An 8,013-nucleotide genomic window follows, 5' to 3' on the forward strand; every position below is an offset into this window, starting at 1 on the left:
CCCGGAAAGGACGAATACCCATGCAGTATGACGGCGGAGAGCACCGCTGGTCGGTGGGCGAGGTCGCGAAGCTCGCGGGAATCACCGTGCGCACGTTGCACCACTGGGACTCCCTCGGTCTCGTGAGCCCCTCGGCTCGTTCGGCTGCCGGGTACCGCCTTTACGGTCCGGGCGATCTTGCGCTGATTCACCGGGTTGTCGTGTTTCGCGAACTGGGCATGTCGTTGGAGGACGTGGCGTCCGCCGTCAGAGGCGAGGGGTCGGTCCAGGTCCAACTGCGAAGGCAGGCCGACCTGCTGGCGCGCGAGATCGACAGGCTCGGGCACATGAAGAGATCAGTGGAAAGGATGATGATGATGGAAGAGTCTGGAGTGTCGCTGACCCCGGAGGAGGCCGAGGAGATCTTCGGCGAGAGCTTCAAGCCGGAGTATCAGGCCGAGGCGAAGGAGCGCTGGGGCGACACCGAGCAGTGGGCACAGTCCACGGCGCGGACCGCGAAGTTCTCGAAGGAGGACTGGAAGCAGGTCAAGGCCGAGCAGGATGAACTCAACTCCGCGCTCGGCGAGGCCAAGCGTCGCGGTGTCGAGCCGGATTCGGATGAGGCGGCGGCGCTTGCCGAGCGTCACCGCGGTTCGATCGACAGGTTCTACGACTGCACCCACGAGATGCAGGTGTGCCTGGCGCGGATGTACACGACCGACGAGCGGTTCACCGAGACCTACGACTCGGTCGAGCCGGGGCTGGCGCAGTGGCTGCGTGCCGCCGTGGAGTCCAATGCTCGCCGACACGGCGTCGACCCGGAGACCGCCGAGTGGCGGTAGCCGGCAACGGGGCACGAGGCGCCCCGGGTCTTGCGAGAAATGACGCGCGGTCCTCCCCTTTTCCGGTTTCGCACCGGAGTGGGAGGACCGCGCGTTCGTCTGTGTTCGGTTAGGAGCGGGCCCGGCGCCCCAGGAGCACGAAGGCCCCGCCGATGGCGACGAGCACCGCGGAGGCGATGCCGATGATTCCCGCGTCGACACCTGTGTTCGCGAGCTTCGGTTCTGCGGCGATCGACTCCTCGCCGCCCCGGGTGTCGGCGCCGGCGAAGTGGGCGCCTGCCGCCGGGTTAGCTGCTGGAGCGGCGTTTTCGCTGCGAGTGTCGCCCAGCTCGCCGTTTGCGGCGGGATCCGAGCCGGCCTTGTCTGCCTCGCCGTTGTCGCCACCGTTCCCGGCCGCGTTCGCGTTATCCGAGTCCGCGTCTTCGGCCTTCGCGTCATCGGAGTCGGCACCCTTGGAGTCGCCGTTCTCCGCTTCGTCGCCGGCCGTCTCCTCCTGCTCGGCCATCGCCTCTTCACACAGCTCGTCGGCCTCGTCCTCGGAGATCTCCTCCTTCTCCGCAAAGCCGCGGCGGCACGGCTCGGGCACCGCGACCTGGACGTGCGGGTCGCCGCGCTCGATCGGCGGAAGCGAGGCGACGGCGCGAAGCTCGTCGACGCTGTTGATGATCCCGTCCCACAGCTCGATGTCCTCGTCAGTGAGCTCGGCGGCATCCTGCTTGGCGGCCATGCCCTCGAAGTACCCGGTGAGGATCGTCGTCCCGATACCAAGGGCGCCCTGGAAGATGGTCCGCTCGGACACCGCAACGCCGAGCGAAGTGGCGAACTCGCCGCTTCCGGCGCTGCCCAGCGAGCCCGCGGCCGGAACATAGGTCACGCCCGGCAGCAGACCGCCGATGAGCGCCGAACCCGTGCTCGGCCCGTAGGGCCCGAGAGACAGGATGGCCGAGCCGACAGTCGCTGAGGTCACCACACCCACCGCGCTGATCGTTTGCGGGCTGAGCTCGCCGATCGCCTCGGGGTTGAAGGTGCCTGGCGCGCGGGGCGTCTCCGCGTACGCGTTGCCGCTCGGCTGCGAAGGCGTGGATGACGGCGGAGTTGCAGCATTCGCCTGCGTGCCGCTTTCGCCCGCGCCGGAGCCGGTGGCCGCGCCGCCTGCCTCTGCGTCGAGGCTGCCGGTGCCCTCGGGAAGCAGCCCGTCGAGCGAGCCGTTCCCTGCCGCCTGGTCCTTCTCTTCGCCGGCACCCTGCTGCAGGGAGCCCGAGTCGAGACTGCCGATGGCCGGGGCTGCCGCCGCAGGAGCGGCGGCAGCGAAGATCAGCGAGGTGGCAGCAGATGCGGCAATGACGGAGCGAGAGGCGAGTCTCGGGGTAGAGCGGTGTCCATTGCTCGATGAAGCGGTGTTGACCAGGGCCATCGGTGGGGTGTTCCGTTCTCGCGGGGTGTGATGTTTTCAGGGAATTCTTGGCGCGTATTGAAGGTTACTTCACGTCATTGCAGCGCAGAAGTGAGGCGGAACACGTTGTCGAAATATCTTCCGATCAGCGGCCGCTCCATCCACCGCTCGTACGTCAGTTCCGTGGAGATGTCCTCGTAGTGGTCCACGACCGAATCGAGCTCTGCGACCGCGTTGCCGCCGAACACCAGAATGCTCACCTCGAAGTTGAGGATGAACGAGCGGATGTCCATGTTCGACGAACCGAAGTAGGCGTGCTTGGTGTCCACGACCATCATCTTCGAGTGCAGAACCTTCGGGCGTGGGAACCGATAGAGAATCACCCCGGCCTCGAGAAGCTCGCGGAAGTACGACTGTTGCGCGTGGTGCACGGCGAACTGATCGGCCTTCTCGGGGACGAGCAGCTCGACCCTGACCCCGCGAAGCACGGCCGATTTCATCGCCTCGATGAACGCCTCGTTCGGGACGAAATAGGGGCTTACGAGCCGGACCGATTCCGTGGCCCCGTTGATCATCTGGACGAACATGCGCAGCGAGGGTTCGGCCGGATAGCCCGGCCCGCTGGGTACGACCTGGAATACGTTGACCTCGCCGCCGACTTGTTCCACCTCGTATTCGCGAAGGCGGTCCAGGACGTGGGAGATGATTTCCCCGGATTCGGCGAGCCAGTCCGTCGCGAACACCGCGTCGAGCGCGTCGACGACCTCGCCCGAGACGTGCATCATTAAGTCGACCCATTCGCGGCCGACCTTCTGATTTCGTTTCGAGCCGTAGTAGCGGCTGATGAGGTTTTGCGAACCGACGAAGGCCTCTCGTCCGTCGACGATGAGGAACTTTCGGTGGTTGCGCAGGTCGGGGCGACGGAATCGCCCGCGGAACGGGTTGATGGGAAGCATCTTGTAGAACTCGACGCCCGCCGCCTTCAGACGCCTCTTGATAGGCCGGAAGCCGTGATACTTCGCAGAGCCGAGATGGTCCGCGAGCACGCGCACGGTGACCCCGCGTTCGGCAGCTGCGATGAGCGCGACGTAGAACTCTTCGGTCTCCGAGTCCCAGGATTGGGCATAGAACTCGACATGGACATACGACGTGGACCGCTCGATCGCCTCGGTCATTGCAGCGAGCGATGCTGTGTATTCGCGGTAGACGCCGAGGCACCGCCCGGTGCTGGGAGGGAGGTTGGTGAGCGTGCGATTCATCGTAAGGATCTGGCCGAAGCGCTTCCCCACCGTCACGCCCTCGGGCAGGGTCGGCCAGTCCGCCGTCGCCTGCGAGAACGATTCGGTCGCCCGTTCCTGGATAGCGTGCCTGCGCCCGCGGACGAATGGCGAGCCCAGCATGAAGTAAAGCGGGACACCGACGATGGGCAGCACGAGGATAAGCAGCAACCAGGCCTGCGAGGACGAGGGTTGCCGGCGTTCTGGCACGATGCCGACGGCGGCGACCTTGACGACGAACTCGATCCACAGCACGACCGCTGCCCAGTTGATCGACTCTATCCACGCGGCGACATTCATTATGTGCTTATTGTGCCCGCTTTGGGTTTCGAGATTGCGGGCACCGGCATATTGCCGCCTGCGAAGCAGCCCGGGGAGCGATTCGGTCGGGGCGTGCCGCCCGCGCACACCGATGCTCGTAACATCGCAGGTGTAGAGACAGCCTCTTACGCGGCTCACCGATTCGAAGGAGCACCATGTCCGGTTCGCTGGAATTCATCGCCACCGCCGATCTCGTCGACGAGATCGGCCCCGCCGTGCGCAGCTGCGATACGCAGTTCCGCAACATCGGAGGTCACAGTGAGTTCTGCGGCCGCATTGCGACCGTGCGCTGCTACCAGGACAACGCGCTGCTCAAGAGCATTCTCGGTGAGCCGGGCGACGGCCGCGTGCTCGTGATCGACGGCGCCGAAAGCGTGCACACGGCGCTCGTCGGAGACGTCATCGCCGAGCTCGGACGGTCGAATGGCTGGGCCGGCGTCGTCGTCAACGGCGCCGTGCGGGATTCGAAGATCATCGCCGGCATGGAATTCGGATGTAAGGCGCTCGGCATGAACCCGCGTAAATCCACCAAAACCGGCGACGGCGAGCGTGACGTCGTCGTCGGATTCGGCGGGATCACGTTCGTCCCCGGCGAAGAGCTGTATTCCGACGACGACGGGATCGTCGTCCGGTAGAAACCACGTCTCGCCCCGAGGGGCGCGCCGCTAGCTTCCGTCGAGGCTGCTCGACAGGCTGCCGAACGCGACCTCGCCCACCGAGAACAGCGGCGTGCCCTGCTGGCTACCGAGCGCACCGAACACCCCGTTGAGCGAGAGCAGGTCGGGGAGCTCGATACTCATCACCACGGAGCCGGTGTTGATCGCAGAACTGAGCACATTGGCGAGCGACTCGGTCCCGAAGGACCCATAGCCGAAGACCTGCGCGCGGCACTCCGGCCTGGAATCGACCTTTTCGCCGGACTCGAATGCGCAGGGCACCGGCTCTTCGGCCTTCCCCTGCCCTGAGTCCTCCGCCGACGCGACGCCCACCCCTGCCGACATGGCCATGCCGACCGTCGCCGCAGCCACGAGCGCCCCACGAAACTTCCGCATTCTTCTTCCGATGTTTGTACCTAGATACACATCGTATTTATTTGCGGCTCGGTTACTGAATTTCCACTGAGATTCTTGTTTCGTCTCGCGATCCGGGGAGCTAGGATTCCTCGCGCACCCAGCGCAGAAGCGGGCGCAGCGACTTGCGATGGGTGAAGTCGAAGTTTCCGCCGTTATCGAGCATTGCCTGCTCTTCAGGGGTGCGTTTCGGACGCGCCTTGAGGGCGGCAACCTGCGCGCGCAGCGCGATCTTGTCTCTCATCCCCAGCGAAGCCGTGTCGAGCTTGCCCCGAAGTTGGAAGAATTTTAACTGCGTCATTTTCTCGGCGTCGATGGTCTTCTCGATGGCGCGCAGCCGGTCGTAGTCGAAGACCTGCGACATACCGACCACCGCGATCGCCACTCGCCGCCCGAAGTCCTGCAGGTAATCCCAGTTATCGAGCACAAAGGTCGCGCCACCGAGGGCGCCGTCGGCCCCCAGCGCCGTCACGACGATCACGGTGTCCGCGACGAGCAGGTCGCCGCTGAGCGGGCCGACCGGGTCTGCCGCGTCTTCAACGGTGCCGATCGCCCCGCCCGTGTCCTCTGCCAACCATTCGGCGTAGGTACGCGCCCCCGCGTCGTGCCCGTCGAAGACGACCACGACGTGGCGCTGCGGCATGTCCTGTTCGCTCACTGGTGTTCCCCGTTCTTGGTTGTTCGCCGTTCGGCTCTACGCTTCGTTCTTGTTGACGACGCGCGCGCTGTGCCCACCCAGTTCTACGATGTCCCCGGCAGCGAGGCCCCGACCGCGGCGCGTGTCCGGGTCCCCGTTTACCGTCACTTCCCCATCAGCGATGACCATCTTTGCCTCTGCGCCGGATTCGATGAGGTTCGCGATCTTGAGGAACTGCCCCAGGGTCAACTTCTCGGTGAGATCGCAGGGAATGTCCTCGATCGGATTGACGGGCGGTGCGCTCTTCGCTCGTCCACGTCCAGCTAGGTGTCGGCTCATGCCCCAAGAATACGGTTTCGCGGGCGAGGGGAGCTAATGCGAAGACGGCGGCGGCACCTCGTGGAAAGGTGCCGCCGCCGTCTGGCGGGGCGCGGCCGGGGCCGGTTTCGCCTAGCGCTGAGGTGCGTCCGTGGGCCGGATCGGCGACGGCAGCGCCGTCTCACCCATGAGGTAACGGTCGACCGCAGCCGCGGCCGAGCGGCCCTCGGCGATCGCCCACACGATGAGCGACTGGCCGCGACCCATGTCGCCGGCGACGAACACGCCGTCGATGTCGGTGTCGAACTCGTTGCCACGCACCACGTTGCCGCGATCGGTGTAGCCGACACCGAGGTCGTTGAGCAGGCCGGCCTGCTGCGGGCCGGTGAAGCCCATGGCGAGCAGGACCAGGTCTGCCGGGAACTCGAAGTCCGAGCCCTCGACCGCCTGGAAGCGGCCGTCGACCATCTTCACCTCGTTGCCCTTGATCGACTTGAGCTTGCCGTTCTCACCGACGAACTCTGCGGTCGAGACGCTGTAGATGCGCTCGCCGTTCTCCTCGTGAGCAGAGGGCGTGCGCAGCATGAGCGGGTACATCGGCCACGGCGTCGAGGCGGCACGCGACAGCGGCGGCTGCGGCATGATCTCGAAGCTCTTCACCGACTTGGCGCCTTGGCGGGTCGCGGTGCCGAGGCAGTCCGCGCCGGTGTCGCCGCCGCCGATGATGATGACGTTCTTGTCCTTGGCGGTGATCGGCGGCTGGCCGTCCTCACCGAGGACGTCGTCGCCGACGGCTGCGCGGTTCGCCCACGGCAGGAACTCCATCGCCTGGTGGATGCCGTCGAGCTCGCGGCCGGGCACCGGAAGGTCGCGGCGCAGGGTCGCACCACCGCAGAGCACGACCGCGTCGAACTCGGCGCGAAGCTGCGAGGCGGTGATGTCCTTGCCGACGTTCACGCCGGTCTTGAAAACGGTGCCCTCGGCCTCCATCTGCTCGATGCGACGGTCGATGACCTTCTTTTCCATCTTGAACTCGGGGATGCCGTAGCGCATCAAACCGCCGATGCGGTCGTCGCGTTCGAAGACGGTAACCGCGTGACCGGCGCGGGTGAGCTGCTGGGCGGCAGCCATGCCGGCCGGCCCGGAGCCGACGACCGCGACCTTCTGTCCGGTCCGGAACGATGCCTTGATCGGGTGGAGGTAACCGCTCTTCCAGCCCTCCTCGGCGATCTCGACCTCGATCTGCTTGATCGTCACCGGCGGCTGGTTGATGCCGAGCACGCACGAACCCTCGCACGGTGCCGGGCACAGGCGCCCGGTGAACTCGGGGAAGTTGTTCGTGGCGTGCAGCCGATCGACGGCCTCGTCCCACTGGCCGCGGTGGACCATGTCGTTCCATTCGGGAATGATGTTGCCGAGCGGGCAACCCTTGTGGCAGAACGGAACGCCGCAGTTCATGCACCGGCTGGCCTGATCGGTGAGGATCGGCAGATCGATGCGGGTCGAGGTGTAGACCTCGTTCCAGTCGTTGACTCGTTCCTCAACCGGGCGCGCCGTTGGGGTCGTCCGCTCGGTGTGCTTGAGAAAGCCCTTCGGATCAGCCATTTGCAGCCTCCATAATTGCCTCGTCGACGTTGCGACCGTCTTTCTCGGCCTGCTCGATGGCCAGCAGCACGCGCTTGAAGTCGCGCGGCATGACCTTCTTGAAGGCGTTGACGTTTTGCGACCACCCGGACACGATCTGCTCCGCGATGGTCGATTCGGTGAGTTCCCGGTGCAGGCTCACGGTCTCGTGGAGGAACTCGGCATCCTCCGAGTCCAGCTCCTCGACATCGACGAGCTCGACGTTGAGGTTGTTCTCCAGCTCGCCCGCCGGATCGTAGAAGTAGGCGATACCGCCGGACATACCGGCGGCGACGTTGCGGCCGGTCTCGCCGAGCACGACGACGCGGCCACCGGTCATGTACTCGCAGGCGTGGTCGCCCACGCCCTCGACCACCGCGGTCACGCCCGAGTTACGGACGCAGAAGCGCTCGCCGACGATGCCGCGGAGGAAGATCTCGCCCTTCGTCGCGCCGTAGGCGATGACGTTGCCGGCGATGATGTTCTCCTCGGCGACGAAGTCCTCGGGAACGTCCTTAGCCGGGCGGATGACGATGCGGCCACCGGAGAGCCC

At 65.8% G+C, this 8,013-nt stretch carries 8 protein-coding genes and 1 pseudogene; 2 read left to right on the forward strand and 7 right to left on the reverse strand.

Features of this window, described 5'->3' with window-relative positions:
• The first annotated feature begins 20 nt into the window (after positions 1-20).
• The gene (locus K8V11_RS00040; RefSeq protein WP_303910034.1) at positions 21-821 is read left to right on the forward strand and encodes a MerR family transcriptional regulator; all 801 of its coding nucleotides are present in this window, start codon (positions 21-23) and stop codon (positions 819-821) included.
• Positions 822-930: 109 nt separating this feature from the next.
• Here the strand turns inward: K8V11_RS00040 and K8V11_RS00045 are convergent, their stop codons facing one another.
• Entirely contained in the window at positions 931-2,235 is a 1,305-nt protein-coding gene (locus tag K8V11_RS00045) for a hypothetical protein (RefSeq protein WP_303910020.1), read from the reverse strand.
• A 74-nt stretch (positions 2,236-2,309) separates the two neighbouring features.
• Positions 2,310-3,791: a cardiolipin synthase gene (gene cls / locus K8V11_RS00050; RefSeq protein ID WP_303910023.1), complete on the reverse strand. Its 1,482-nt coding sequence runs from the start codon at positions 3,789-3,791 to the stop codon at positions 2,310-2,312.
• Positions 3,792-3,967: 176 nt separating this feature from the next.
• Here cls and rraA point away from each other — a divergent pair, with 176 nt between their 5' ends.
• Entirely contained in the window at positions 3,968-4,447 is a 480-nt protein-coding gene (gene rraA, locus K8V11_RS00055) for a ribonuclease E activity regulator RraA (protein ID WP_303910025.1), read from the forward strand.
• A 30-nt stretch (positions 4,448-4,477) separates the two neighbouring features.
• Here rraA and K8V11_RS00060 read toward each other — a convergent pair whose 3' ends face one another.
• The 5 genes and pseudogenes from K8V11_RS00060 to K8V11_RS00080 all read right to left on the reverse strand — a co-directional run.
• On the reverse strand, positions 4,478-4,864 hold the full coding sequence (locus tag K8V11_RS00060; protein WP_303910027.1) for a hypothetical protein: 387 nt from the start codon (positions 4,862-4,864) through the stop codon (positions 4,478-4,480).
• A 100-nt stretch (positions 4,865-4,964) separates the two neighbouring features.
• Complete coding sequence (locus K8V11_RS00065) at positions 4,965-5,540, reverse strand: hypothetical protein (RefSeq protein ID WP_303910028.1); 576 nt, start codon at positions 5,538-5,540, stop codon at positions 4,965-4,967.
• Positions 5,541-5,576: 36 nt separating this feature from the next.
• Positions 5,577-5,858, reverse strand: coding sequence for an RNA-binding S4 domain-containing protein (locus tag K8V11_RS00070; RefSeq protein WP_303910030.1), 282 nt, complete (start codon positions 5,856-5,858; stop codon positions 5,577-5,579).
• A gap of 111 nt (positions 5,859-5,969) precedes the next feature.
• On the reverse strand, positions 5,970-7,442 hold the full coding sequence (locus K8V11_RS00075) for a glutamate synthase subunit beta (protein WP_303910032.1): 1,473 nt from the start codon (positions 7,440-7,442) through the stop codon (positions 5,970-5,972).
• A pseudogene (locus K8V11_RS00080) lies at positions 7,435-8,013 on the reverse strand (glutamate synthase subunit alpha); the annotation flags it as partial. The gene K8V11_RS00075 and the pseudogene K8V11_RS00080, both read right to left, overlap by 8 nt.

Origin of the sequence: Dietzia timorensis (assembly GCF_020742175.1) — a bacterium.
In the GTDB taxonomy this organism is placed as follows: Bacteria; Actinomycetota; Actinomycetes; order Mycobacteriales; family Mycobacteriaceae; genus Dietzia; species Dietzia timorensis_A.

Excerpts from the sequence above, each read along its gene's own strand:
- K8V11_RS00045 (WP_303910020.1), bottom strand. The coding sequence starts at position 2,235 with ATGGCCCTGGTCAACACCGCTTCATCGAGCAATGGACACCGCTCTACC.
- K8V11_RS00070 (WP_303910030.1), bottom strand. The coding sequence starts at position 5,858 with ATGAGCCGACACCTAGCTGGACGTGGACGAGCGAAGAGCGCACCGCCC.
- K8V11_RS00060 (WP_303910027.1), bottom strand. The coding sequence starts at position 4,864 with ATGCGGAAGTTTCGTGGGGCGCTCGTGGCTGCGGCGACGGTCGGCATG.
- K8V11_RS00040 (WP_303910034.1), top strand. The coding sequence starts at position 21 with ATGCAGTATGACGGCGGAGAGCACCGCTGGTCGGTGGGCGAGGTCGCG.
- rraA (WP_303910025.1), top strand. The coding sequence starts at position 3,968 with ATGTCCGGTTCGCTGGAATTCATCGCCACCGCCGATCTCGTCGACGAG.
- cls (WP_303910023.1), bottom strand. The coding sequence starts at position 3,791 with ATGAATGTCGCCGCGTGGATAGAGTCGATCAACTGGGCAGCGGTCGTG.
- K8V11_RS00075 (WP_303910032.1), bottom strand. The coding sequence starts at position 7,442 with ATGGCTGATCCGAAGGGCTTTCTCAAGCACACCGAGCGGACGACCCCA.